Raw genomic sequence first — 620 nt, 5'->3', positions numbered from 1 at the left:
CACTTTGAGGGAAATGCAGAATCTGGCCAGAGAGGTCAGGGAAACCGTACAGCCTCAGGCACCACCTCAGGCACCATCTCCACCTCCACGTGATAGACCCCCAAGGCGTGCACATAGGCACCATCATGTGGCAACAGAGGCTAGCATTGCCTTACAAGAGTTCAGGAAGTTTAAACCGCCGATCTTTCGGGGTGAAAGGGATACCGTGTCAGCGGAATATTGGTTGAAAGGTATCACCAAATTGTTTGACACAATGAGTCTAGAAAGTGACTCGGCCAAGATAAAACTTGCTGTGCATCAGCTAACAGAGGATGCAGACCAATGGTGGGATACCGTAAAGGCTGAGTACGATGTCCGGAGGATGACATGGGATAATTTTGAATATTTATTTCTAGAAAGGTTCTTTTCTTCCAATAAGCGAGATGCTTTGCGGAATGAGTTTGCGGACATCTTCCAGAAGGAAGATGAAAGTATTTCCGAGTATCAGATACGGTTCAACTATTTGTCCCGTTTTGGTAGGGAATTTATTCTCACTGAGTAGAGGAAATATGAAAAGTTTGAAAAGAGTCTCAAACTGACTTATCAACAGAGAATAGTCCTTATGGACATTAAGAAGTATG

At 44.4% G+C, this 620-nt stretch carries 1 protein-coding gene; it reads left to right on the top strand.

The annotated features are described in order from the left end of the window. Nucleotides 1-541 (top strand): retrotransposon gag family protein (locus tag ACFIMW_RS09485; RefSeq protein WP_375697399.1); only part of this gene is annotated, 541 nt, incomplete at its 5' end. Nucleotides 542-620 lie beyond the last annotated feature (79 nt).

Origin of the sequence: Bartonella sp. AC329YNZD (assembly GCF_042196685.1) — a bacterium.
Classification (GTDB): domain Bacteria; phylum Pseudomonadota; class Alphaproteobacteria; order Rhizobiales; family Rhizobiaceae; genus Bartonella.
This window is presented reverse-complemented; position numbering and strand designations above follow the sequence as displayed.